The sequence below is a fragment of the Paenibacillus anseongensis genome (assembly GCF_009757995.1).
GTDB lineage: Bacteria > Bacillota > Bacilli > Paenibacillales > NBRC-103111 > Paenibacillus_E > Paenibacillus_E chondroitinus.
The window spans coordinates 263,775-289,919 of the sequence record NZ_WSEM01000023.1; the positions used below are offsets into that span (position 1 = coordinate 263,775).

The 26,145-nt window shown below is 48.4% G+C and carries 26 protein-coding genes and 1 tRNA gene; 2 read left to right on the forward strand and 25 right to left on the reverse strand.

The features are described 5' to 3' along the window. The 4 genes from tpiA to GON05_RS27590 form a co-directional block, all read right to left on the reverse strand. A complete protein-coding gene (gene tpiA, locus GON05_RS27575; RefSeq protein ID WP_157323729.1) occupies positions 1-753 on the reverse strand; it encodes a triose-phosphate isomerase in 753 nt (250 codons plus the stop codon). Positions 754-780: 27 nt separating this feature from the next. Beyond that, positions 781-1,962, reverse strand: coding sequence for a phosphoglycerate kinase (locus tag GON05_RS27580; protein ID WP_157323731.1), 1,182 nt, complete (start codon positions 1,960-1,962; stop codon positions 781-783). 136 nt (positions 1,963-2,098) lie between these two features. Then, on the reverse strand, positions 2,099-3,103 hold the full coding sequence (gap, locus tag GON05_RS27585; protein WP_127457105.1) for a type I glyceraldehyde-3-phosphate dehydrogenase: 1,005 nt from the start codon (positions 3,101-3,103) through the stop codon (positions 2,099-2,101). A gap of 78 nt (positions 3,104-3,181) precedes the next feature. Further along, positions 3,182-4,204: a sugar-binding transcriptional regulator gene (locus tag GON05_RS27590; protein ID WP_157323733.1), complete on the reverse strand. Its 1,023-nt coding sequence runs from the start codon at positions 4,202-4,204 to the stop codon at positions 3,182-3,184. A gap of 233 nt (positions 4,205-4,437) precedes the next feature. Here GON05_RS27590 and GON05_RS27595 point away from each other — a divergent pair. Both GON05_RS27595 and clpP read left to right on the forward strand, forming a co-directional pair. Beyond that, a tRNA-Arg gene (locus GON05_RS27595) sits at positions 4,438-4,509 on the forward strand. Between the two features lie 224 nt (positions 4,510-4,733). Continuing rightward, a complete protein-coding gene (clpP, locus tag GON05_RS27600; protein ID WP_157323735.1) occupies positions 4,734-5,315 on the forward strand; it encodes an ATP-dependent Clp endopeptidase proteolytic subunit ClpP in 582 nt (193 codons plus the stop codon). Between the two features lie 438 nt (positions 5,316-5,753). Here the strand turns inward: clpP and GON05_RS27605 are convergent, their stop codons facing one another. The 21 genes from GON05_RS27605 to hprK form a co-directional block, all read right to left on the reverse strand. Beyond that, complete coding sequence (locus GON05_RS27605) at positions 5,754-7,523, reverse strand: stalk domain-containing protein (protein WP_157323737.1); 1,770 nt, start codon at positions 7,521-7,523, stop codon at positions 5,754-5,756. Positions 7,524-7,741: 218 nt separating this feature from the next. Beyond that, positions 7,742-8,011 carry an HPr family phosphocarrier protein gene (locus tag GON05_RS27610; protein ID WP_028555561.1) on the reverse strand — a complete coding sequence of 90 codons (270 nt, stop codon included), beginning with the start codon at positions 8,009-8,011 and terminating at the stop codon, positions 7,742-7,744. A 148-nt stretch (positions 8,012-8,159) separates the two neighbouring features. Next, the gene (gene whiA, locus GON05_RS27615) at positions 8,160-9,092 is read right to left on the reverse strand and encodes a DNA-binding protein WhiA (protein WP_127458361.1); all 933 of its coding nucleotides are present in this window, start codon (positions 9,090-9,092) and stop codon (positions 8,160-8,162) included. 5 nt (positions 9,093-9,097) lie between these two features. Then, on the reverse strand, positions 9,098-10,081 hold the full coding sequence (locus GON05_RS27620) for a gluconeogenesis factor YvcK family protein (protein WP_127458362.1): 984 nt from the start codon (positions 10,079-10,081) through the stop codon (positions 9,098-9,100). 31 nt (positions 10,082-10,112) lie between these two features. Then, the gene (rapZ, locus tag GON05_RS27625) at positions 10,113-11,000 is read right to left on the reverse strand and encodes an RNase adapter RapZ (RefSeq protein ID WP_127458363.1); all 888 of its coding nucleotides are present in this window, start codon (positions 10,998-11,000) and stop codon (positions 10,113-10,115) included. An 83-nt stretch (positions 11,001-11,083) separates the two neighbouring features. Further along, entirely contained in the window at positions 11,084-12,031 is a 948-nt protein-coding gene (locus GON05_RS27630; protein WP_157323796.1) for an ROK family glucokinase, read from the reverse strand. 154 nt (positions 12,032-12,185) lie between these two features. Then, positions 12,186-13,133, reverse strand: coding sequence for a thioredoxin-disulfide reductase (gene trxB, locus GON05_RS27635; protein ID WP_157323739.1), 948 nt, complete (start codon positions 13,131-13,133; stop codon positions 12,186-12,188). 101 nt (positions 13,134-13,234) lie between these two features. Further along, positions 13,235-14,971: a tetratricopeptide repeat protein gene (locus tag GON05_RS27640; protein ID WP_157323741.1), complete on the reverse strand. Its 1,737-nt coding sequence runs from the start codon at positions 14,969-14,971 to the stop codon at positions 13,235-13,237. 103 nt (positions 14,972-15,074) lie between these two features. Next, positions 15,075-16,025 (reverse strand): ribose-phosphate diphosphokinase, encoded by a 951-nt coding sequence (locus tag GON05_RS27645; protein ID WP_127458367.1) that lies wholly within the window; start codon positions 16,023-16,025, stop codon positions 15,075-15,077. A gap of 75 nt (positions 16,026-16,100) precedes the next feature. Next, the gene (gene hisJ / locus GON05_RS27650) at positions 16,101-16,907 is read right to left on the reverse strand and encodes a histidinol-phosphatase HisJ (protein WP_127458368.1); all 807 of its coding nucleotides are present in this window, start codon (positions 16,905-16,907) and stop codon (positions 16,101-16,103) included. A 26-nt stretch (positions 16,908-16,933) separates the two neighbouring features. Beyond that, complete coding sequence (hisIE, locus tag GON05_RS27655) at positions 16,934-17,590, reverse strand: bifunctional phosphoribosyl-AMP cyclohydrolase/phosphoribosyl-ATP diphosphatase HisIE (protein ID WP_157323743.1); 657 nt, start codon at positions 17,588-17,590, stop codon at positions 16,934-16,936. Next, positions 17,587-18,345, reverse strand: coding sequence for an imidazole glycerol phosphate synthase subunit HisF (gene hisF, locus GON05_RS27660; protein ID WP_127458370.1), 759 nt, complete (start codon positions 18,343-18,345; stop codon positions 17,587-17,589). The genes hisIE and hisF overlap by 4 nt, the downstream gene beginning before the upstream one ends. A gap of 48 nt (positions 18,346-18,393) precedes the next feature. Further along, positions 18,394-18,999, reverse strand: a complete 606-nt coding sequence (hisH, locus tag GON05_RS27665; protein ID WP_157323745.1) for an imidazole glycerol phosphate synthase subunit HisH — start codon at positions 18,997-18,999, stop codon at positions 18,394-18,396. Between the two features lie 2 nt (positions 19,000-19,001). Next, positions 19,002-19,610, reverse strand: a complete 609-nt coding sequence (gene hisB / locus GON05_RS27670) for an imidazoleglycerol-phosphate dehydratase HisB (protein WP_127458372.1) — start codon at positions 19,608-19,610, stop codon at positions 19,002-19,004. After that, the gene (gene hisD, locus GON05_RS27675; protein ID WP_157323747.1) at positions 19,611-20,897 is read right to left on the reverse strand and encodes a histidinol dehydrogenase; all 1,287 of its coding nucleotides are present in this window, start codon (positions 20,895-20,897) and stop codon (positions 19,611-19,613) included. It lies immediately after the preceding gene. An 18-nt stretch (positions 20,898-20,915) separates the two neighbouring features. Continuing rightward, entirely contained in the window at positions 20,916-21,554 is a 639-nt protein-coding gene (gene hisG, locus GON05_RS27680) for an ATP phosphoribosyltransferase (RefSeq protein ID WP_127458374.1), read from the reverse strand. 73 nt (positions 21,555-21,627) lie between these two features. Beyond that, on the reverse strand, positions 21,628-22,839 hold the full coding sequence (locus tag GON05_RS27685; protein WP_181646609.1) for an ATP phosphoribosyltransferase regulatory subunit: 1,212 nt from the start codon (positions 22,837-22,839) through the stop codon (positions 21,628-21,630). A 232-nt stretch (positions 22,840-23,071) separates the two neighbouring features. Continuing rightward, positions 23,072-23,548 carry an acyltransferase gene (locus GON05_RS27690; RefSeq protein ID WP_127458376.1) on the reverse strand — a complete coding sequence of 159 codons (477 nt, stop codon included), beginning with the start codon at positions 23,546-23,548 and terminating at the stop codon, positions 23,072-23,074. Further along, complete coding sequence (gene ppaX / locus GON05_RS27695) at positions 23,545-24,204, reverse strand: pyrophosphatase PpaX (RefSeq protein ID WP_157323749.1); 660 nt, start codon at positions 24,202-24,204, stop codon at positions 23,545-23,547. Before ppaX ends, GON05_RS27690 begins: the two co-directional genes overlap by 4 nt. Then, a complete protein-coding gene (lgt, locus tag GON05_RS27700) occupies positions 24,182-25,159 on the reverse strand; it encodes a prolipoprotein diacylglyceryl transferase (protein ID WP_157323751.1) in 978 nt (325 codons plus the stop codon). The genes ppaX and lgt overlap by 23 nt, the downstream gene beginning before the upstream one ends. Positions 25,160-25,201: 42 nt before the next feature. Continuing rightward, entirely contained in the window at positions 25,202-26,143 is a 942-nt protein-coding gene (gene hprK / locus GON05_RS27705) for an HPr(Ser) kinase/phosphatase (protein WP_145668175.1), read from the reverse strand. Positions 26,144-26,145: the final 2 nt, after the last annotated feature.

A 26,145-nucleotide genomic window follows, 5' to 3' on the forward strand; every position in this document is an offset into this window, starting at 1 on the left:
TTACTTCGCCCCCTGAAGGAGTTGGATGTAGGAAGCAGACTCTAAGCTTGCTCCGCCCACAAGTGCGCCATCGATATCAGGTTGCGCCATATATTCAGCAATGTTGTTAGGCTTCACGCTGCCGCCGTATTGGATGCGAACTGCATCTGCTACGGATGCGCCGTACAAGCCGCTTACAACCTCACGGATGTAGCCGATAACGTCTTGTGCATCAGCAGCCGTGGAGGACTTGCCAGTACCGATAGCCCAAATTGGCTCGTAAGCGATAACGACTTGTGCCGCTTGCTCTGCGCTAAGACCAGCAAAAGCGCCTTCTGTTTGCACTTTGCAAACATCTTTGGTTTGACCCGCTTCGCGCTCTTCCAGCTTTTCACCTACGCAAACGATCGGTTTCAGGCCGTGTTTGAAAGCCGAAACGACTTTCTTGTTCACGATTTCGTCTGTTTCAGCAAAATAAGCTCTACGCTCGGAATGACCGATAATGACATATTCCACGCCAAGATCTTTCAACATTGCGCAGGAGATTTCGCCTGTGAACGCGCCATTATCTTCGAAATGCAAGTTTTGTGCGCCTACGTGCAAGTCAGTGCCTTTTACAGCTTCAACCAGTGCCGGCAAGGTCGTGAAAGGAGAACAAATTACGCTTTCTACCCCTTCTACTGTGCTGCCTTTTACTTCGTTTATAAAGCTAACAGCTTCGGAAACAGTTTTGAACATTTTCCAGTTACCCGCGATAATCGGTTTTCTGCTCATTCGGATATGCTCTCCTTTGATAATAAATTATTTATCGTTCAAAGCTACAACGCCTGGCAATGCTTTACCTTCCATGAACTCCAAGGAAGCTCCGCCGCCTGTGGACATGTGGTTCATTTGCTCAGCCAAGTGGAATTTCTCCGTTGCTGCTGCAGAGTCGCCGCCGCCAATTACTGTGTAGCCTTCTGTTTTTGCGCAAGCCTCAGCAACCGCACGTGTACCATGGGAGAACGGCTCGATTTCAAATACGCCCATCGGTCCGTTCCAAACAACCAGTTTGGATTTCGCGATTACGTCAGCATAAAGTGCACGTGTTTTAGGTCCGATGTCAATGCCTTCCCAATCCGCAGGAATGCTGTCAATATCAACGATTTGCGTGTTCGCGTCTGCGCTGAATTTATCCGTAACAACGATATCTACAGGAAGCAGGAAGTTAACGCCTTTTTCTTTGGCTTTCGCAATAAAGCTAAGCGCCAAATCAAGCTTCGAATTGTCCAGAAGCGATTTACCGATTTCGTAGCCTTGTGCTTTCAAGAATGTATAGGACAGACCGCCGCCGATCAAGACGTTGTCTGCAATGTTCAGGAGGTTTTCGATGACAGCGATTTTATCTTTCACTTTGGAACCGCCGACAATCGCTGTGAAAGGACGCTCAGGGTTGTTCAGCGCTTTGCCAAGAACATCAAGCTCTTTCTCCATCAAAAGACCGGAAACAGCCGGTATGTAAGCAGCGATGCCTGAAGTTGAAGCATGTGCACGGTGAGCTGCACCGAATGCATCATTGACGAACAGATCAGCCAGATCAGCGAAAGCTTTGGCCAATTCAGGATCATTTTTCTCTTCGCCTTCGTTGAAACGAACGTTTTCAAGCAAAAGAACGTCGCCATTTTCAAGCGCATCCACTTGTGCTTTCACGATTTCACCAACGGATTGATCCGCTTTGATCACGTTTTGACCAAGAAGCTCAGCCAATTTCACAGCAACCGGTGTTAAACGAAGCTCTTCAACCACTTGTCCGTTTGGACGGCCAAAATGCGCAGCAAGAATAACTTTAGCGCCTTGCTCTACCAAGTATTTAATCGTAGGGAGCGTTTCTCTGATACGTGTATCGTCCGTGATTTGACCATTCTCTACAGGTACGTTGAAATCAACGCGAACGAATACTCTTTTACCAGCTACTTCAACATCGCGAACACTTTTCTTACTCATAAGTTAAAGCCTCCTGAACGTATATGGTTTACTTCCGTACTTCCTGTTTCCGATCAACTTATATAGGCAACAATCGCACATAAAGAGGAGAATCGCTTCTCCTCTTCATGTGGTTGTTAGTGTGTGTTGTATGAAATTACAGACCTTTTTTAGCGATGAAAGCAGCCAAGTCAACTACACGGTTGGAGTAACCCCACTCGTTGTCGTACCAGGAAACTACTTTCAGCATGTTGTCGCCAACTACCATTGTGGACAATGCATCAACTGTGGAAGATGCTGGGTCACCATTGAAGTCGCTGGATACAAGCGGCTCTTCTGTGTAGTTCAGAATGCCTTTAAGAGGGCCTTCGGAAGCTTGTTTCAGAGCTGCGTTTACTTCGTCAACAGTTACGTTAACTTTAAGTTCAACAACCAGATCAGTTACGGATACGTTAGGTGTAGGAACACGCATAGCCATACCGTTCAATTTGCCTTTAAGTTCTGGAAGAACAAGACCGATTGCTTTTGCTGCGCCAGTGCTGGAAGGAATGATGTTCTCAGCTGCTGCACGAGCACGACGAAGGTCTTTGTGAGGAACGTCAAGCACGGATTGGTCATTTGTGTAAGAGTGAACAGTTGTCATCATACCTTTTACGATTCCGAAGCTATCGTTGATAACTTTCGCGAAAGGAGCCAAGCAGTTTGTTGTACAAGATGCGTTGGAGATGATTGTGTGAGCTGCTGGATCGTATTTGTCTTCGTTTACGCCAAGTACGATTGTGATATCTTCGTCGGAAGCAGGAGCGGAAATGATAACTTTCTTAGCTCCACCTTTCAAGTGAAGGGATGCTTTTTCTTTCGCTGTGAAGATACCAGTGGATTCAACAACGATTTCAGCGCCTACAGATGCCCATGGCAGGTTCCCAGGGTCACGCTCAGCAAAAACTTTGATGGAACGACCGTTAACGATCAATTCGCCTTCGCCAGCTTCAACTGTTGCGTCTAGTTTACCGTGAGTTGTGTCATATTTAAGCAAGTGAGCCAGTGTTTTAACGTCAGTCAAATCATTTACTGCAACGATTTGTACTTCTGAGCTGTTCAAAGCTGCGCGAAACACGTTACGACCAATACGTCCGAAACCGTTAATACCTACTTTTACCATAGCGAATTCCTCCTAAGATTAAAAAAGATTTATTTATTTCAAAACGCAGCTGGTACAAGCCCACGTTATGATGTCCAATTACACATGTTTCATAATTTCAAGTGCCGCCGCTTCGTCCGTGACCAGCACATCTTCTTGCCCGTGCCTTAGAACGGAAGCAATCGCTTCACCTTTGCTTTTGCCGCCTGCTACGCCAATCACAACCTCTGTCCGCTGCAGATCCTCCAGACGAAGCCCGACTGTAGGCATTTTGTGCACGACATTTCCTTTGCGGTCAAAATAGTACCCGAATGCCTCTGCCAGAGCCCCATCGTCCTGCAAGCTGCGAGTCGTTTCGGCATCTACCTTGCGCCTTCGAGCCATGACCATAGCATCTCCGATACCGTGAACTACGATGCGACAACTGCGAACAGCGTCAACAACTTCCTGAATCTGCGGATCTTGGATAAGCGTCTGATACGCTTCCTCGCCTAAATGATCCGGCACATGAAGCAGTCTGTATTTCCCGCCTGTCTTCTTGGCCATAATAGACGCGATTGTATTTGCCTGCATATCCACGCTTTCGCCGAGTCCACCGCGAGCCGGTACGAACCAATTGCCTTTCATGGAAGAGGAAATCGTCAAGTTATTCGCAATTTGCGCCATTGTTGAACCGCCGGTTACTGCAATAATGTCGCCCTTGGCCACATATTTGCGCAGTGCCGCTGCGCCGGCGCGTCCAAGCTCCTTCTTCGTGAAGACCGAAGTGTCCGTATCGCCAGGAACCACAATGACTTGCGAGAGACCGTACGCTTTCGCGATGCTTTCTTCCAAATCCGTCAATCCAAAAGCGATCTTAATGATCGGCAGCATATCCTCGAGCAGTTGACGGCCGGACTCCGTGATCTTCATCCCTGAGGCGTCCGATTCCAAAAGCCCATGCTCCTTAAGGAAATCTACTTCTCCGCGGAGCACCCGCTCCGTCATATCGAGCGAAGAAGCTAGCGTTCTACGTCCGACAACACCAGAGATTAAGATATGATGCAGAATCGAGTATCGCTTCTTCATGATGTCCATGAGATCCGGCAAGAGCTTTTTCTGAATGTCTAGAATTTCTCTCATATATCGACGTTCGACGCTCCTGATCCAGTGATGGACGTTTTATGTCCCGGGTATACATTTTGCGTCCCACCCGGGTGAAAAAAAATGGCCTTACACGTTTATTATAACCAATAAGTCTTTAACATTCAACAATTGTTCAAACAATTTCAATAAAATGTGCTGTAAGGGCTTACGGTATTGCTTTTTGCACGGAGGTGACATATAATAACCCTTGCTTCGCTTTTTTGAAACATGCGCCCGTGGTCCAATGGATATGACGTAGGCCTCCGAAGCCTGAGATAAAGGTTCGATTCCTTTCGGGCGCGTAAATGACATGGAAATAAGAGAAACATTAGAGAAATCAGTCGGTTGACTGATTTTTTTTATTGTTAGTTTGACCTTTCTTGACCTTCGAAGGTTTTTTCGTTATCATACTTGTAGATACTGTAAATAGTATGTACGCGGGAGATCAATTTCATAACTCATAGCATGACTTTGGCCCCAGGCACCAATTTTAAAACCATCTACCCACCCCAAGGAGGTCATTCTCATGAGTTTTATCCCTATGGTCGTCGAACAGGACGCACGCGGTGAAAGAGGATATGACATCTACTCTCGCTTGCTGAAAGACCGCATCATTTTCTTAGGCACGGGTGTCAACGATGTTGTGGCAAACTCCATCATTGCTCAGTTACTATTCTTGGCCGCACAAGATCCTGATAAAGATATCTCGCTATACATTAACAGCCCTGGCGGTTCCATCACAGCCGGTATGGCGATCTACGACACGATGCAGTTCATCAAGCCGGATGTCTCCACGATCTGCGTTGGTATGGCTGCTTCGATGGGCGCATTCCTGCTAACAGCCGGCGCCAAAGGCAAGCGTTACGCGCTTCCGAACAGCGAAGTCATGATTCACCAACCGCTTGGCGGCGCTGAAGGTCAAGCCTCCGACATCGAAATCCGCGCGAAGCGTATTTTGAAAATGAGAGACAACCTGAACAAAATCCTTGCAGAGCGCACAGGACAAACGTTCGAACGCATCGAAAAAGATACAGACCGCGACAACTTCATGAGTGCTGCTGAAGCAGCCGACTACGGACTCATCGATAAAGTAATCGAGCGCGTCTAATACAAATAACCAGCTTGCATGGCTGCTCCTCCGAGCGGCCTTGCGGCTGGTTTTTTTATTGATTGGCTGGTTGCTCTCTAACAGACCTCACAGCCTCTATTTTTCGATTTTAGGCTCCAAATGCAATTTAACGGACTCCAGAGCCGTTAATCACCATAAATAGCCCTAGCAACGGAAAAAACCTGTTAAATAACGTCACCACAGTCCGTTAACTGTCTAGCTGCAGGTAAATAGCAAAGAATAACGGCCCGTGTGTCCGTTACACAACGAAACTTCCTGCCGCGCCCCGCGTTCGACTACCCGCTACCAGCTGCAAGCAAGCCGCCGCCCGTTACCCTGCTGCAAAGCAAAAAAAAGAGCCCCAGAGGCTCCTATCCACCCGAATATCTTCCGATTTTCAAGCGAGGTGATAGAATCTCCAAGGCTCTTTACAATCACTTACTTTTTCTCATCCAATGGGTAGAAAATAAGGTCAATCGGGAACGCTGAGCCCGCCGGAGGCGTGAACTCAATATCCAACGCGTCTTCCTTGCCCGTCGTGCGAGCCAGCACTTCCATGCCGTCAAACGCGGTAATGACACCGGAACTCGGAACTGGTACGATCTCGCCGTTAATTTTGAACGGCCCTTTGAACACGCCGCCTCTAGCCATAATCATAACGGCCATTTTGCGCGGCTTATCCGAATGGATTTTATAAACCACACCATAGTTTCCGCCGTTCTCTACGTTCTCCTTGCGTATCACGTCATAACCTTTGACGAACGGGTCGGTCTTATTATCGCCTATCGTCAACACCGATGTTTTGGCGAAACTCGCCGCATCAATGTCCCACTTGATTTCGGATACCGGGAAAGTCCCCCTCACATGGCCATTGAAAGCCAACAAAGGAAGTTCCTTCACCGTATTCGACGTTAACCTTTGATCCGTTACCGCGAAAGACATTTGCAACTCGCCATCTGTTTCGACATCATAGAACAAGTTCACGCCTTGCCCTGGATAAAAGTCTGGAAGCTTCGCATAGACATAAGTCTCATGAGGAGCAACCGTCATTGTATCTGTGTACACATTGTTCAACAGGAAGTCTACAGAAGCTTCGCTGCCGATCAAGTTAGCGTATACGGAAGGGTATACCTCACCTTTATTCGTCGTCTTGATGGTTACCGGTTTATCCGTATTATTCGTGGCGAAGATCGCCATTGTCATGATTTGTTTCGTGCCGTTGATATGGTCAGCATACAAACGCGCTTTCCCATTGATTTTGTCCTGATACAGAATGCCTTTTTCCGTAAACTCTTCGGGACTGTCGCTTACCAGCAATGTACGGTCAGTAAGCTCCGTTACTTTCTTAGGAAGCATCGGCAGCTCGTTGAAATGGGACCAAATAGTTCCCCAGTCCGATTTGATGAAACTGCCCACAGGAGCTGTATAAATCGGGTACTCCACTTGGCTCAAATAAGGCACGTCTTCAACCGTTACATAACTTTTGAATAATTTACTTTCGTGTCCATGGCGATCCTTCACGGTCAAAGTGACCGGATACTTGCCTGGTTTGAAGAACGCTTCTTCTTTGCCAACCCAATCGTAGGATGCAATACCTTCCGCATCTGGATCGTAGCTCAAGTCTACATACTTCACAGGCTCTCCAAGGCGGTAAGTAGGCTTCGCAGTTGCGAACTTGGCTACAGGTCGGGAATTGCTGTCTTGATCAATGTAGATGCCCTCAGGCGTCTTAAAGTGGACAATCTCTACACGACGCAATTCGCTGTTGTACGTGTATTTCGCGCCCATATAATCCGCAAGCCATGTCAGCTTGACCAGAAGCTTCCCGTTCACAATCGCCGCAACCGAGTTAAAAGGCGTATCCACGCCATTGGTCGTAACTGTCTTATGGTCAGCATCCAACACGATGTTGTAGCCTGGAGGTGTCATTTGAATCGTCCGGGAATCGTTATTCCACTCTACTTTGAAGCCCATAGTATCGCCCAGGAACTTGGCAGGAACAAACGTACTGCCGTTGATAATCGTAGCTGGCGACTCCAAATGAATCTGATCCTCATTCACGAAAGCTTCTGACTTATCGATATAAAGTAAAATAAAGGACGAACTCGCCGATACGGCATGCGCTGCTGGTGCTGAAATCGCACTAGCCAGAAACACTAGTAAAGCGAGCATAACAGTAATCTCTTTCCTTAAAGCATTCCATTTCATTCTCTCTCTAACTCCTTTTGCCTTAGTATGCGAGGTTTGCGAGATAGAGGGCAAAGCAAATAGCCCTTTCCTTCATTGACCACGTTCATTAGACGCCGCCAAGAGAAAAAGGTTGCTAGTCTATTCAAATGTTAACAAGATTGACACTTATTTACCGTAACTGCCAAAAGCAGCGGTCAATTGCAAAAAAGCCTCCTCGAAAGGAAGCTTTTGAAGGATTATTGGTTTTCCAATTCTTCCTTGCTAACTAACGTGACTAAAGCGTTTACAGCCTGCTCTGCATCCGAACCTTCTGCACTTATGAAGACTTCGGTCCCTGTGCTGATCGCGAGACTCATAATTCCCATGATGCTCTTGGCATTCACTTTCTTCTCATCTTTCTCAACGAAGATCTCAGATGAAAACTTATTCGCCTCTTGAACAAACAATGCCGCAGGTCTGGCATGAAGTCCTGTTCTCAACTTCACAACGACTGGACGTCTGGACATGGAACTAATTCCCCCTAGTGTGGCGCTTATATGAATTACTACTGATAACAGTGCTATTCCTTATGTTATAACATTATACCATTTTTCCCTCAAGTACACTAGAAAAAATGAGAAAAACTTATTTACATCGTGTTCAGTCCCGTAAAAACTAAGAATTCCGCTGTTTTTCAGCCAATTCGTCAATTTTTCGCAGGCGATGATTGACGCCGGATTTACTGACATTGCCCTTAAGCATATCGCCAACTTCCTTGAGATTCAAATCGGGATGCTGAAGTCTGATTTCGGCAACCTCTCTCAATTTCTCTGGCAAACTGTCAAGTCCAACCTCTCTTTGTAAAAGCCGAATGTTCTCGATCTGCCTCACCGCCGCTCCGATCGTCTTGTTCAGATTCGCTGTTTCACAATTGACAATCCGATTTACCGAGTTCCGCATATCCTTCATGATCCGGACATCTTCGAAGCGCAGCAGCGCTTGATGAGCCCCAATGATACTAAGAAACTCAATAATCTTCTCGCCTTCCTTGATGTACAGAACGAACCCTTTCTTACGCTCGATAAAGCGGGCATTCAAGTCGAATTTGTTAGCTAGATGCGCTAGCGCCTTGCAATGCTCCTCATAGATCGAGGCAATTTCAAGATGATAGGAAGATCCTTCGGGATTATTCACCGAGCCGCCGGCCATGAAAGCTCCGCGGAGATAAGCGCGTTTGCAGCAGTTGCCCTTAATAATCTCTTTGTTGATTCCTGTCGTAAAGATAAATCCTTCAGAAACGATTTTCAGATCACTGAGCAGCTCTTGCACTTGACCAGGTACTCGAACAATATATACATTATTCTTCTTCAAACGCATTTTTTTGCGCACGAGCAGTTCGGTGTGCAGTTTGTACGTCTTTTTGATGAGCGAGTATATACGTCTGGCGATAGCAGCGTTTTCGGTAGAGATATCGAGAACAACGCGTTGGTTCGTTAACTGAACCGATCCATTCATGCGAATTAAAGCAGATAACTCCGCTTTTTCACAACACGCTTCCGCTTCGGTTATTAAGGTCAATTCTTTTTTGGTTGTTGCCGCAAAGGACATGAGACTCACTTCTTCCTTGACATCCAGCTTTCGACAAGCTGATAAATATGGTCACTCAATTTCTCAGCGTCATGTCGAAGGTACGTGCGGAATAGCACAAGCCGGTCAGCAATGACCCGATACCCTCTTTTCGTGACTTCATCCAAATCCAAGTGAACCGCTTTTGAACCTTTTTCGGCATATCTCGCCTGAACTTGCGGTGGAATTTCGCCATTGTTTACGATCACATAATCGAACAAATGCCGCTTGAGATGATCATATACCGCATCAAGGTGATCGCTGACGGAGTAGTCATCGGTTTCCCCGGGCTGTGTCATGACATTGCAAATGAACATTTTCACTGCTTTCGATTTGGCGATCTCCTCCGCAATACCCGGAACAAGCAGATTCGGCAGCAAACTCGTGTATAGACTGCCTGGGCCGCAAAGAATCGCATCCGCATCGCGGATAGCCAGAATTGCGTCCGCCAGCGGCGTCACGTTCGCGGGTTCTATGAACACTTGCTTAATGCGCCCTTCTGCTTTGGGAATTTTGGATTCCCCTATGACTAAAGTACCATCTTCCATTATCGCTTTCAACACGATCGCTTGGTTGGAAGCCGGAATAACCCGCCCCCGAACCGCGAATACCCGGTTCATCTCTTGCACGGCCGTTACGAAATCACCGGTAATGTCAGTGAGCGCCGCTAATATTAGATTTCCCAGACTGTGCCCAGCTAAACCTGTTCCCACCTGAAATCGATACTGCAGCATTAAAGACAGCAGCGGCTCGACATCAGCAAGCGAGGTCAATACGTTGCGAATATCGCCCGGTGGGGGCATCTGCATCTCATTGCGGAGAATGCCGGAGCTTCCTCCGTCGTCCGCTACCGTAACGATAGCAGTAATATCAACTGGCTTTTCTTTCAAACCTCTAAGCATTACTGAAAGACCTGTGCCGCCGCCGATTACGACTATTCTGGGAGTGCGCTGTGATTTTTCATATTTCATCCTTCATTCACCCTCTTAATCGTTAGGACGCTTATACCCGGTCCCGCTCGGCATCTCGATGACTCAAACGCACAGCTTCCGTTTCACTGTTCCCCAGAACCTTACCCAGGTATTCGGTAATGGCTACGGAACGATGTTTCCCTCCTGTACAGCCTATTCCCACAACAACCTGGCTTTTGCCTTCTTTCTTGTATTGAGGCATTAAGAAGTTCAGCATATCAAGCAATTTTGTCAGGAACTCTTGCGTCTCGGTCCATTTCATCACGTAGTCGTACACATCGGGGTCTTGACCTGTCTGCGGGCGAAGCTGTTCCACATAATGGGGATTCGGCAAGAAGCGAACATCGAAGATTAAATCAGCATCAATGGGTACACCATACTTAAATCCGAAAGAGATTACATTTATAGATATGCGGTTGGTTTCCAAATTGGTAAACCGGGAAATAATTCTTTCTTTGAGCTGCACTGGTTTCAAAGTACTGGTGTCAATAACCTGTGTAGCCAGACCTTTGAGCTCCTCCAGCAGCTTGCGTTCAAGCCCAATGCCTTCGAGTGGAGCACCTTCGGGCGCAAGCGGATGCCGGCGTCGGCTCTCTTTGTAGCGTTGAACAAGTGTCGCATCGGTAGCATCTAAGAAAAGAATTTCATAACTTAGCGTGTAATTCTCATGGATATATCGAAGCGACTCCTGAAGTGCAGTGAAAAATTCACGCCCCCGCAAATCAATCACCAGTGCGACTTTGCCGATTTTCCCCATCGACTGTACGATCAATTCAGCGAATTTCGGAATAAGGACAGGCGGTAAATTATCGACGCAGAAAAATCCGAGATCTTCGAGGCTCTGCACCGCAATTGTCTTTCCAGCACCGGACATTCCTGTAATAATGACCAGTTTCGCTAAAGGGTGGTTCTCTTCCATGAATGGCACCTTCCTTTGGAGTGCTTTCGCAGGCCGAAGTCCCTGCCATCAGCCATGCGAACCGTACTTGTCAGTCTAGCCTTCTAACGCAAGTTCAACCCGGCAGCGCCTACAACACCAGCGTCATTACCAAGTGTAGCGGCAACAATCTCAACGCCTTCAGCGGCTGCTTCCGGTGTGTATTTCTTGAATGTATCGCGGATTGGTTGGAACAGAATTTCGCCTGCTTTGGATACGCCACCGCCGATGATGAAACGTTTCGGGTTAACAACGACAGCAAGTGCCGCCATAGAGCGTCCAAGATAGTAAGCAGCACGGTTCACGATGCGAAGAGACACTTCGTCTCCGCTTTTTGCAGCGTCGAATACATGCTTCGCTTCAATTTTCTCATGAAGGGCAAGAGAAGTACGCTCTCCGCGTTCAACCGCTTCTTTGGCCATACGAACGATACCTGTTGCAGAGGATACCGTCTCCAAACAACCCATTTGCCCGCATCCACATTGAATCGCTTCGATATCCGGCACAACCGACATGTGTCCAAGTTCGCCAGCCATACCCGCAGAACCTTGATAGATTTTACCGTTAATAATAATACCGCCGCCAACACCGGTTCCCAGCGTATAGCAAACTACATTCGGGATCCCCGCACCTGCTCCAGCCCATGCTTCGCCTAACGCTGCCACATTGGCATCGTTGTCGATTTTCACGGTTTTGCCCAGAAGCGTTTCCAACATTTTCTTGGCAGGGACATTATGCCAATTCAAATTTGGAGAGAATTTGACGAATCCTTCCGGAATATCCATGAATCCGGCTAACCCCGCACCGATACCCGCAACTTGCTCCCACTCATAAGGGGATTCTTCGACAATTTGTCGCACTTGCGCCGCAATTCGACCAATGACTGACTCAGCGCCATTCTCTGCGCCTGTAGGCCCTTCTAACGTTTGCAGCAGCTTCCCCTGCTCGTCGCAGATACCGACTTTAATGTTGGTACCGCCTAAATCTACACCGATATAAATCTGATTTGACATTTGCAAGGTCACCTCATGAATAATCATTAAAATTTTCGGGCATATGCTCCTGTTTAAACTATAAGACAACCCTGTATACAGGTCAAGATTCAACTATTCCCCAATGAAATGAGAAAACGTGGAAAGCATAGCCTTCCACGTTTTCTGTACCCTCTTACAGCGATTGACTCCAATCGTGTACGATATGGCCTTCAAGGAATTTCTCAGCTTCAAGGGCTGCTGCACAGCCACTTCCCGCTGCTGTGATCGCTTGGCGATATTTGGTATCTTGTACGTCGCCGCAAGCGAAAACGCCAGGAATATTCGTTTCCGTCGTGCCTGGCTTCACAATGATGTAGCCAAGCTCATCGGTATCAATTTGTCCGCCTAGGAACTTCGTATTCGGTGTATGACCGATCGCTACGAAAATACCATCTGTTTCGATAATTTCTTCTTCGCCAGTGGTATTATTTTTCACTTTCAGACCTGTAACACCCTTCTCGCCGGATACAACTTCAAGCGGTGTATTGTTCAGCGCCCATTTCACTTTCTCGTTACCGCGTGCGCGATCTTGCATGATTTTGGAAGCGCGCAGCTCATCGCGACGATGAACCAGACGTACCTCGGAAGCAAAGCGAGTCAAGAAGTTCGCCTCTTCCATAGCGGAGTCTCCGCCACCAACGACGATAATCTTTTTACCACGGAAAAAGAAGCCGTCACACGTTGCGCAAGTACTTACGCCGCGTCCGATATTTTCTTTTTCATTGCCGATCCCGAGCAACTTAGCGGAAGCCCCGGTGGAAATGATCAATGTTTCTGTTTCAATCTCGCCCAGACCTTCAACTTGCAATTTGAATGGACGATTGGTTAGCTCAACGGAATTGACCCAGCCTGTTTTGAATTCAGCGCCAAAGCGTTCCGCTTGTTTGCGCATGTTTTCCATTAATTCAGGACCCATGATGCCTTCAGGGAAACCTGGGAAGTTCTCTACCTCGGTGGTAGTGGTCAATTGCCCGCCTGGCTCCGGACCCTCAATAACAAGTGGGCTAAGGTTAGCACGAGCTAGATAAATGGCTGCTGTTAGACCGGATGGTCCTGTTCCTACGACGACTGATTTGTACATTTGGTTTCCCTCCTAGTTGCTTTCCACCAAGAAAGCTATCTTTAGTATGCATACATCTATGTATGAAAGCCGGGTCTCACGACACGGCAAAAACCCAGCTATCAAATGCTCGTAAATTTGTCGAAAATGGCTTCCATCTTCTCGCGTAGGCCGCAAGTATCATCAATCAGTTTCACGTTGCGGCTGACTGTTGAGACCGTCACGCCATAACGCGCAGAAACCTCTTGATACGAAATTGCGCGGCGATGCATCTTGGCAATCAAGTATTCTAATGCCGCTGCCCAGCCTTCCGATTTCTGAATTTTGGGCACAGACGGATACATCTTCGTCAGAAATTCCACCCAAAGGATTTCTAAATCATACTGTTGCACCATATCGTAGCGCTTATGCATGTGGGAAAGCGCTGTTTCCATTACGCTTTGCCATTTGACATCCCAAATAGGCAAGTGCGGCGAGTAGGGAGAAGCCTCCACCATAATCTCTTCATTTTCAAGGAAAGCAGGAATGGATTCCCGAATCCCCATGCTGCGAAGCACAAAAATGGCTACTTTCTTCAAATAGTCATCTTCGTGGCGATCCAGAATGAAGTCCTGCAGCGCATCTCTCACTTCACCGTCGGCAATCAGACCAAAGGCCTGTATAACCTGCAGCTTCGTTTCGATATCTCCATGACGTAATGCCCAGAAGAAGGAGGAGCGCACAAGCGGATCTTTCTTCAACTGATCAGGAATGCCTTGCGAGGATTTCTCCAACACACGAAATTGCTCTTCAAAGGGCAGGTGGTAATGATAGCTCCAAGTTAATGGACCTTCCGCCTTCTCTCTTGTACGCAGTTGATCCAAATAAAACTTGGAGATCTCAGCGCCGGGATCCAGCTTCTGTGTTTGCTTCCAGTACCGATAAGCTTCATCGAACCGCCCTAGATGACAAGCAGCTACCGCTGCATAGTGGTACAAGCAGGGATCTGCTGCACCGTCACCAGCTTTCAGCAGACGCTTGAACAGATGGTACGCTTTCTCATGTTGAGAAAGAATCCCCATCGTCGTAGCAAGCTTAAAGACATGATCCTGCTGAAACGGATACGTTTTGCATAAGAGCTCCGTTAACTCCGCCAGCTCTTTCTTATTACCGAAATGCTGATGGAAGATGGCCATGTTACACAGGGCATGCAAATTCCCAGCATCAATTTCGAGCACCGCGCGGATGGTTTCCATCGCCTTATCGAATTGGCCCATATAATAATAGGCGAGGGCCAAGTTGTTCCGTGCTGCCGTGAATTCAGGCTGATTCTTCACCAGCTTCTCCAACTGCCTCACGGCCTCGGCGAATTTCCCTTCTTCCAGAAGAGCGCGGGCTTTATCATGCTCGAAGAGCCCTTCTCGACTCTTGATGCTAGTGAGAGGGGCAGGCCGTTCAAGCTCGTAGCTCAGCATTTCCATCATTTCTTCGGATTCGTCCATAAACTGACCCGTAGGGTCCGTTTCCAAATACCGAACTAATGCTTGTTCTGCCTGCTCGAAATTTTCCATATTGGCGTAGTTGTTCGCCATATAAAAGTGACATTCCGTCATCTCGGGATCGATCGTTTCAAGGATATGCTGCAAAATTTGGTTCGACTCGTCGTAATTGCCCATTTCGGAGAGAACTCCCGCGAGGTTGCAGTGATTCACAGGATTATCCTGCTCATACTCCGCAGCCCGCCGGAAATATTTCAATGCCTTATCATAATGAAACCGATCCAAAGATTGAACCGCTCTCTCGAAAAAGAATGCGGCATCCATATTTATTGAGATTACTTTAGGTTTTGGCGCATCGGACACACGCTTAATCTTTTCCATAGCAAGACACCTCCGGCAATTTGATTACAACTCAAATTATACCATAGATCGCTTGGAAGCCAAAAACATTATCCGAAGGTAAGATCTGGTCTATACAATTTGCCTATACGCCGCCGTATTTAAACAAGGAAGACAAGGAACCGCCATCATTAATAATGCGGATCGCATCGGATAACAATGGAGCTACGGAAAGCACATTAAATTTATCGGAGTGTCCTTCCGGAATCGCGATGGAGTCCGTAATGATCACTTCTTTGATGTTCGGGTGATCCAAGCGCTGCAGAGCTGGCCCTGAGAAGACAGGATGCGTTGCACAGATGTAAACGTCGTGCGCGCCTCTCTCTTTCAAGCTTTCTACAACGTTAACGATCGTCGTTCCTGTATCAATCAGATCCTCGATAATAATCGGTGTACGGCCGACAACATCACCAATGACGTGAGTAATCACGGACTCATTGTGTTCCGGACGTTTCTTGATCATCATCGCGAAAGGCGCATCCAGGATGTTCGCCATTTTCTCAGCCGTTGTTGCACGGCCTGCATCTGGAGATACGATGATCGGGTTATGCAGATTTTTCTTTTTAATGCAATCACTAATAACGTCAAGTGCCGTCAGATGGTCAACTGGAATATTGAAGAAGCCTTGAATCGCCGGTGCATGCAGGTCAATCGTAACAACACGGTGTGCGCCTGCCGCACTGAACAAGTCAGCGACTAATTTAGCAGAAATCGGCTCACGCGGAGCAGCCTTGCGTTCTTGACGAGAGTAACCATAATATGGGATGACAAGGTTGATCGTTTTTGCAGAAGCTCTTTTTGCCGCATCCATCATGACCAAGAGTTCCATCATATGTTCATTAATCGGATGGGAGAAGGTTTGTACCAGGAATACGTCACAGTTACGAATCGTTTCTTCGTAGAGACAGTAGATTTCTCCGCTTTTAAAACGGGATAATTTGATTTGTCCAAGCGGCTGGCCGAGCTCTTTACAAATACGTTCCGCAAGCTTCGGATTCGAAGATCCGGAAAAAATTTTAACATTGTCGCTATGCATGGTTAATGGTTACCTCCGAAGGTTCATTAAATAGATTGTTCACGCCCTACTCATTATACATGAAAGGTGTCGAATTTAAAAAGTCACAAGTTGTCGATTTCGTGCATGAAATGTGGCTATTTCGTTAAATCCAATCATTTTGAGCAGCGATCTTGCTTCATCCAAATATTGGCCTAACCGCTCCGGCTGATGAGCATCCGATCCAAGCGTCACCGGGATTCCCACCTTATGGCAATATTCCAGCATGCGGCGGCTAGGAAACATCTCTTTGCAAGGATGACGCAGTCCGGATGCATTCAGCTCAATCGCAAGCCCACACTCCTTCACGGTGTCCAGCGCGGCTTTCTCCAACTCCCAAGTATCGCGATCCGGCACATAACCAAATCGCTTGATCATATCGAGATGACCCAGGTAATCATACAGTCCTGTACGGGCTGCTTTCTTCACTGCCTCGTAGTATTGGGTATAAACCTCATAAATATCCTTACCTTCCCAACCTGCGATCTGACGAAAATCAGAAATATCCCACTCGCCCAAAAAATGGACGGAGCCAATCACGTAATCCCATGGATACGCTTTAATAATGGCCTCTATTTCTGACTCATAACCTTCAATATAATCGCCTTCGAGACCAACACGAATATCAATTTGATCCTTGTACTTCTCTTTCAGATGCAGGCACTCCTCGACATAACGAGGCAGCTCCTCCATCGGCATAGCCATCTCTGGCCAATAGGTCTGCGGATCCACATGCAAAAGCGGCATATGATCAGACAGCCCTAATTGCGTGAGCCCGATCTCGATGCCGCGTTTGACGTATTCCTCTAGTTCCCCAGAGGCATGACCGCAGCGCACATGATGTGTATGATAATCAATCAACATCGTGATATCACTCCAGGTCGTCTTATTTATTTTTTAACATGCCGATTCGCAAGCTCTTTCATAATATCATCCAATGGCAATTTATTATTACGTAAAAGAACCATTAAGTGGAAAATGAGATCGCTAGCTTCATAGCGAAGCTCATCGTTGTCTTTATTTTTAGCAGCAATAATGACTTCTGCTGTTTCTTCGCCTACTTTTTTGAGGATCTTATCGACACCTTTTTCGAAAAGGTAGGTCGTATAAGCGCCTTCCGGACGCTCAGCATCACGTGAAGCAATAACGGCTTCCAGCTCACCGAGGATGGCAAATCGATCTCCGGATACCGCAGGTTCCGTTCCTTCTTGTGCCGCCCCTTCGACCGGAATGCTTTGCGTGAAGCAAGTGTAAGTGCCATTGTGGCAAGCCGGCCCTACTTGCTCTACAAGAACTAGCAGCGTATCCGCATCGCAGTCGTAGCGCAGAGCCTTAACTTTTTGCGTATGGCCCGAAGTAGCGCCTTTGTTCCACAGCTCTTCACGGGAGCGGCTCCAGAACCAAGTGTCTCCGGTCTGAATCGTACGTTGCAAAGATTCGCTGTTCATATAAGCCAGCATAAGAACTTCTTTGCTGACAGCATCCTGTACAATAGCAGGTACCAGTCCATGTGCATCATATTTAATCTGTTCCAGTGAAAATGTCATCGAATTTCAACCCCTTTACCTTTCAGGTCAGCTTTGACCCCTTGAATTGATAGCTCTTTATAGTGAAAAATCGTAGCAGCGAGCCCTGCATCGGCTTTGCCTTCGGTGAATACATCGTAGAAATGTTCCGTTCTGCCCGCTCCGCCGGAAGCAATGACAGGAATGGTGAGCAGCTCGGAAACAGCGCGTGTCAGCTTCAAGTCGAACCCATCCTTCGTACCGTCCGCATCCATGCTCGTCAGCAGGATTTCGCCGGCGCCAAGCTCTTCCATGCGCTTCGCCCACTCCAGCGTCTTAATGCCCGTAGCATTGCGCCCGCCGTGTGTGAACACTTCCCACTCGCCCCACTCCGCGTTGAACTTCGCGTCAATCGCCACGACGATACACTGGGAGCCGAATTTGCGCGCTCCATCGGACACTAGCTGAGGATTGCGCACCGCCGCCGTGTTGATGCCGATTTTATCCGCTCCTGCACGAAGCAGACGCTTCATATCATCTACGCTGGAGATGCCTCCTCCAACCGTAAAGGGAATTGTGATTTCCCCAGCCGTTTGCCGAACAACCTCCACCATCGTAGCTCTCCCTTCGACAGAAGCCGAAATATCGAGGAAAACGAGCTCATCCGCACCTTCTTTATCATAAATCGCTGCTAGCTCCACGGGATCGCCCGCATCGCGTAAATTCACAAAATTTACGCCTTTGACCACCCGGCCATCCTTGACGTCGAGGCAAGGAATAATTCTTTTGGCTAACATGATGGCACCTCCTTCTTAACTTAGCAGAAAGAAAGAAAACCTATCCGCCTACTTGCACATCGCCAGAAAATTTTTCAACAGCTGCATGCCGATATCTCCGCTCTTCTCGGGGTGGAACTGCATGCCGTACACGTTATCTCTACTTACAATCGCCGTCACCGGCTGATAATAGTCCGTCACCGCCAGCAGGTCGCTTTCGCGCTCCGGCTTGGCGTGGTAAGAGTGCACGAAGTACACGTGTCCTTCTTCAATCCCTTGGAAAATCGGACTCGCGCTTTGCTTGTAGCTCAGCTTGTTCCAACCCATATGCGGCACCTTATAATCGCCGCGAAAGCGCACAACCGAACCGGGCAGAAGACCCAGCCCTTCGTGATCCCCATGCTCCTCACTGGAGGAGAACAGCAGCTGCATGCCGAGGCAAATGCCGAGCAGCGGCTTGCCGGACTCTGCATACTGTTTCACTACGTTGCCCAGACCTGACTCGCGGAGCTGCTCCATCGCATCGCCGAACGCTCCTACTCCTGGCAGAATCGCTCCTTCAGCAGCAAGAATCTGTTCCGCATCGCCTGTAACCACAGCTTCATAACCCAGCCGCTCAACGGCTTTGCTGACGCTATGTAGATTCCCCATACCATAATCGATAATCGCGATCATTTTTACAGCACTCCCTTCGTCGAAGGAACCCCCTGAACGCGAGGATCAATCGTTGTCGCTTCATCGATTGCGCGACCTAGCGCTTTAAACACTGCTTCAATCATGTGGTGAGTGTTTTGTCCGTAATGTACGATCACATGAAGTGTGATGCGAGCTTCCAACGCCAGTTTCCATAAAAACTCATGAACAAGCTGCGTTTCAAAACTGCCCACATTGGCTGTAGGATACTGAGCGCGATACTCAAAATGCGGTCGGTTACTGATATCAATAACGACCTGCGCGAGCGCCTCATCCATAGGGACAAACACGCTTGCATAACGTTTGATTCCTCTTTTATCACCTAATGCTTCGCGCAGCGTTTGGCCTAAGCAAATCCCGATATCCTCAACCGTGTGATGATCGTCGATTTCAATATCGCCTTTAGCGTCAACGTTCAGGTCGAAGTGCCCATGCTTCGTGAACAAATCCAACATATGATTCAAGAAAGGAACGTCCGTTTGAATTTCCGAAATCCCCGTCCCATCCACTTGGAACGATAGTTTGATATCCGTTTCATTCGTTTTGCGGGCAACACTCGCCGAGCGAGCCCTCACATTATCCTGTTCAGCCATCTATTTCAACTTCCCTTCCTTCTTGAGTCGTACTTCCACCGCTCTCGCATGACCTTCCAGCCCTTCATTGCGGGCCAAAGTCATAATCATCTCGCCGTTCGCGATGAGAGCTTCCTTGCTATAGTGAATAACGCTTGATTTTTTCAGAAAATCGTCCACATTCAGCGGAGATGAGAACCGGGCTGTGCCGTTCGTCGGCAGCACATGGTTCGGCCCGGCGAAATAATCGCCGACAGGCTCTGTACTATACGCGCCCAAGAAAATAGCTCCAGCATTCTCAATGCGTGGCAGCAGGTTAAAAGGCTCCTGCACCAGCAGCTCGCAATGCTCAGGAGCCAAGCGGTTGACTACGTCAACGCCCTCGTCCAAGCTGTCCACGAGGAGAATCGCTCCTCTAGTCGCTGTGGAAACGGCAGCGATCGCTTTCTTCGGCAGCACATCCAGCTGCCGCCATAGCTCTAGCCGAACCGATTCGGCTAGCTCCTGCGACGGTGTCACCAGAATAGCCGGTGACATCTCATCATGCTCGGCTTGCGCCAGCAGATCAGCCGCCACGTATTCAGGATCGGCGTGCTCATCCGCCAGCACGACGATGTCCGTTGGCCCGGCGATCATGTCGATATCGACGACGCCGAACACGAAGCGCTTCGCCAGCGCGACGTAGATGTTGCCGGGGCCGACGATTTTATCGACCGGCTGGATCGATTCCGTGCCGTAGGCCAACGCGGCTACTGCCTGCGCCCCGCCTGCGCGGTAGATCTCTTTCACACCCGCTTCGGCTGCCGCCACGAGGATATGCGGGTTGATGCCCTCTTCCCCAGCGGTGGCCGGAGGCGTCACCATTGCAATCTCCGGCACCCCCGCCACGATCGCGGGGATGGCATTCATCAGTACGGAGGAAGGGTACGCCGCCTTCCCTCCGGGCACATACAAGCCGACCCGCTTCAGCGGTCGGATGATTTGGCCCAGCAGGCTGCCGTCCGGCTGCAGGTCCATCCATGACGTGCGTTTCTGCTTCTCATGAAACGCACGAATATTAGCGGCCGCTTGACGCAGCGCCGCCAAGAACTCGGCGTCGACCTGTGCGTACGCCGCCTGGATTTCCTCGTCGCTGACACGTAGCTCAGCGACTTCGACGCGGTCGAACTCCCGCGCCATGCGCCGCAGCGCGGCGTCACCGTCCTGCCGCACCTCATCGATGATGCGGCGGACGGTTTCATTTTGCTCCGGTGAGCCGTATTCGACCTCGCGTTTCAATTCAAATTCCGAGGCGGGTAGTATCCGCATAGCTATCTCCCTCTCTTTCTAAACCTTCGTCAGCGCAGGAAGCACTGCCTGCAACATATCACACAACCGCTGAATGGATTCATTCTTCATGCGGTAGCTAACCCGATTCGCAATTAAGCGGCTCGTAATTTGAAAAATCTCCTCTTGCTCCACGAGTCCGTTCTCTTTGAGCGTCTGTCCCGTCTCTACCATATCCACAATACGGTCTGCAAGACCGATAAGCGGCGCCAGCTCGATGGAGCCGTTCAGCTTAATGACCTCCACTTGCTGCCCTTGCTCGCGGAAATATTGTGACGCGACGTTCGGATACTTCGTCGCAACCCGCGGATTGATCACTTGCTTCCAGTCCGGCAGCCCGATCACCGACATGCGGCAGCGCGCAATTCCCAAATCCAGCAGCTCGTAAACGTTACGGTTTTCCTCCATTAACACATCCTTGCCGACAACCCCGATATCCGCTACCCCGTATTCGACATACGTCGGAACATCTACAGGCTTAGCCAGAATGAATTCCATTTTCGCTTCATGCACGGGAATAATTAACCGGCGTCCTTCTTCCAAATCCTCCGGAATCGGCAGCCCCGCTTTATGAAAAAGCTTCGCTGCCTGTTTATAAATACGGCCTTTCGGCATCGCTACTTTAAGTATTTCATCCATCGTTCCAACCTACTTTCCGATCGCCGGAGGAAAAGCGCTTAATCTGCGCTCTCCTACCTGCTTTGTGTTTGCCTTATTGCGCTAGCAGCGCTATGACTTCCTGATATGCGATGCCACGCACCTCATAGGTACCGTCTTCTTTTGCAAGTCGTGCCTTCGACCAAGCTTCTGGTTCGCTCACCAGCTGCGTAATTACCACAGCCGTCTCCTCGCTGCCCCGCTTAGCTTTGGCTAGTTGGAGCGCTTCTTCACGATGCTCAGCATCGTAAGCAATCAACACGCGCTTAGGTGTCGCTACAGCTTCTCCGCCGTTCACTTCAAGAATGCGGTTCGTCTTCAGCGCGAACCCCGTCGCCGGCGCAGGCCGCCCGAACTGGCTCAGCAGATTATCGTATCTTCCCCCGCTGCACACTGGGAAGCCAAGATCTGCTGCATATCCTTCAAATGTCATGCCTGTATAGTAGGAGAAATCTCCAATCATCGTTAAATCGATAACAACGTGTTCACTTACGCCATAAGCTTTCAGAACATCCCATACTTCACATAGGTGTCGAATCGCATCCTGCGCGATAGGGTGCTGAGAGACCATCCGAGCTTGCTCGCAAATTTCATCTCCGCCTCTAAGCCTTAACACGCCGATTAGTTCCCGCTCCACCTCTGGTGAAAGGGCCAGTGACTTGATTGCTTCACGGTAACCGACATAATCACGAGCGAGCAAATGTTCCTTCAAGCTCAGCTGCGCATCACTGCGGCCTTCCAGTGTTTCCTGGAACAATCCGTTCAAGAAACCTACATGGCCGAGCGCAATTTTGAATGTTCCAACGCCAGCCGCTTGCAGCGAAGCAACCGCCAAGGCCACCACCTCAGCGTCAGCCTCTGACGAAGCATCCCCGATGAGTTCAACACCTGTTTGGTAAAACTCGGAATCCCGTCCTGCTTCCTCTTCTATCGCTCGAAACACGTTCGAATGATAGGATAAACGCAATGGGAACGCATGTTCCTTCAATAGAGATGAAGCTACACGTGCGATCGGAGCGGTCAGTTCAGAACGCAGTACCAACGTTTGACCTTTGCGATCCAGCAGCTTGAAGAGCTTCTTATCTTCTGTGGAGCTTGCCACCCCAACGGTATCGTAATATTCAAGTGTAGGTGTAAGAATCTGGTTATATCCCCAACGTTCCATACAAGCCAGTACACGGTATTCTATGTTGCGCAGCTTCGTTACCGCTTCAGGCAAGTAATCCTTGACCCCTAACGGCTTTTCAAATACTTTTGGCTTTGACACCGTCTCACCTCAACATCTATAAATTCAGTTCTGTTTTTCTCTCTTATTACTTTAGTACGTTAACGTGCTACCATACTACCAAAATAAAGAATGTACGGCTATTTTATCACGTAACCCTAGGACCGTCAATTGCCTCTTTCACTAGTTCCTTACATTTACAAGTTCTTTACGTTGGCAAAGAAAAAGAGCTGTACAGCTCAATAGCGCACAACTCTTATTTCTCATTTTGAAATTAACGTATGGTTTGCAGCGGATTTCCTGCAACGAAGCTATGCGGGGCAACATCTTTGTGCACAACCGAACCTGCGCCAATGATCGCGTAGTCCCCGATCGTTACACCTGGTAGAATCGTCGTATTGGCCCCCACCATCACATGGGACCCGATATGAACATCGCCAAGCCTATACTCCTTGGTCAAATATTCATGAGCCAATATCGTCGTGTTATACCCGATAATCGTATTATTGCCAATATGTATCTTCTCTGGAAAAAACACATCCACCATGACCATCAAGGCAAATGCGGTATGTTCCCCCACCGTCATCCCAAGGATATGCCGATAGATCCAGTTTTTCATCCGCAGCGAAGGCGAATATCGCGTAATCTGGATGAATACGAAATTGCGAATCGCCTTCCATTTGCTGACGGTATGATAAATTTGCCACAAGGCGTTAGGACCCTCAACCGGGTACCTGTCCGTTTTTCTCAATGAGCATCCACATCCGACGCGATACCTACGATAGGCAGCAGATCGAACATATCGTCAATCAGGTGATCCGGACTGTACTCTTCCAAGTAAGAACGGCCTTTCCATGACCAGGTTACACCAACGGATATGACACCCGCATTTTTCGCGGCCTCAATGTCATAGTGGCTGTCTCCCACCATCACGGCTTGATCCGGCGTGCCCCCTAGTACTTTAAGCGCAGCAAGAATCCCTTCCGGGTGCGGTTTCACTTCCTTCACATCTTCTACAGTCACGATCGTGCTCACGAACTCGTCTAATCCGCACAATTTCAGGCCCATTAGCGTGGTTTGTCTGATCTTGCTGGTCACGATGCCGATTTTAATCCCCTTCTCATGCAGTTTCTTCATAACCGCTCGCACGTTAGGGAACTCTTTCACAAGCTCATCATGTTTGGACAGGTTGAATGTTCGATATTTCTTGATTAGCTCTTCCACTTCTTTTCTTCCTGTAAAAAACTCCATTTGCTCGACAAGCGGCCGCCCCATGTTCGGGATGATTAACTCCCGGCCTACGGGTTCTGGCGTCTCGCCTTCCAAGCTATGCAAAAAGGACTGTACAATCAACTCATTAGTATCCACAATGGTGCCATCCAGGTCAAACAGTACGGTTTGAATCATAGTCTGCTCCTTTATCATGCTGCTCTTGTTCTTGTACTACATTATTTTTGTCTACTATTTTTGAGGAAACAATCGGGTCCGCGTAGCGAACAGTGGCATACCCTTTTTTCCTTCTTACGATAATTAAAATGGCCATTCCAATGACAAGCAGAAGCGCTAACAGCTGTGAGAATCTCACGTTACCGCCATACGTCATCACACCCGGCTCAAAGACGACTTTCATCGGAGACCAAAGTGCATTAACAAACGAAGCCAGCCATGCAGGACCTGTGAAATCCAGACTATCCGTGCGCAAGCCCTCAATGAAGAATCTTCCTATGGAGTACCAGATGAAGTAACCGAAGAAAAGCTCTCCAGCTCGTAAGAATGGTCTGCGGCGAAGCCATAGAAGCACACACAATCCTACAATGTTCCACAAAGATTCATACAGAAACGCCGGGTGATAAAAAGTGCCTTCAATGTTCATTTGATTCACAATAAAATTAGGCAAATGCAGCGTGTCGCGCAGGAATGATTCCGAAACAGGGCCTCCGTGGGCTTCCTGATTCATGAAATTACCCCAACGTCCAATCGCTTGGCCAACGATTAAGCCTGGCGCGCAAATATCCGCAATTCGCAAGAAACCGTAGCCTTTCGCTCTAACATAAAAATACACACCAATAATGGCGCCGATTAACGCCCCATAGATGGCGATCCCACCGTGCCAGATCATAAAAATTTCAGCCAAGTTATTCTTATAATCCGACCACTGGAAGGCCACATAATATATTCTTGCCCCAACAATGGCCGAAGGCACGCCAATCAGCAACAAGTCCATGAAAAAATCAGGAATAATCTTGAATCGTTTTCCTTCTTGAATGGCCAATAGTAGCCCGATTAATGCTGCTGTACCTAAAATAATGCCATACCATCGGACATGAATCGGTCCAAGGGAGAACGCAACGCTTTCTAACATAGTTTCACTCCTTCAGATGTTAACTATCTTTCTTGCCAGATCTCAATCAAAATCCTCATAATCTTCGTTCAGCGATTCCGTCAGTTTATTCGTAAACTGCAGCGCCGCGTTGTATCCCATCCGCTTCAAACGGTAGTTCATCGCCGCCACTTCTACGATAACCGCTAAATTTCGTCCAGGTCGTACTGGAATCGTTACGAGCGGTAAATCGGTGTCAATGATGCGTGTGAGCTCCTCATCTAAGCCTAAACGATCATATTGCTTGTCCTGCTGCCAATTCTCCAATTTCACCACAACGGAAATTTTCTTCACATTACGTACCGCTCCGGCTCCGAACAATGTCATCACATTGATAATACCGACGCCGCGGATTTCGAGCAAATGCCGGATCAATTCCGGCGCGTTCCCTGTCAGCACTTTATCTCCGTTTTGACGTATTTCAACGGCATCATCGGCAATTAAGCGATGCCCTCTTTTTACCAGCTCAAGCGCTGTTTCGCTTTTTCCGATCCCGCTGCTGCCTGTAATGAGCATACCGATTCCATAGACATCGACAAGTACGCCATGAATCGTCGTGCTTGGCGCTAATTTATTTTCCAGAAACCCTGTTAATCGGCTTGCGAAAATGGTTGTCGACATTTGACTGCGAAGCACGGGAAGATCACGTTTTGTCGCTTCTTCCAACAGCTCCGTTGGAATATCCAACCCTCGAGTCACGATGATGCAAGGTGTTTCCTCCGGAGCGCATAGCTGCTCTACCCGGTTTCTGCGAACACCTGTCGTTAACATCTCCATGAAGGTGATTTCCGTCTTCCCTAGCATTTGGATACGTTCTCTCGGATGATAATTGAAATAACCCGCCATCTCGAGACCCGGACGGTACAAATCTCCGGTTGTTATCGCACGTTTGAGCCCAGATTCACCTGCAAGAACCTCCATATGGAGTTGTTCCACTAACTCGGAAACCTTCACCTTTTTGGCCATCG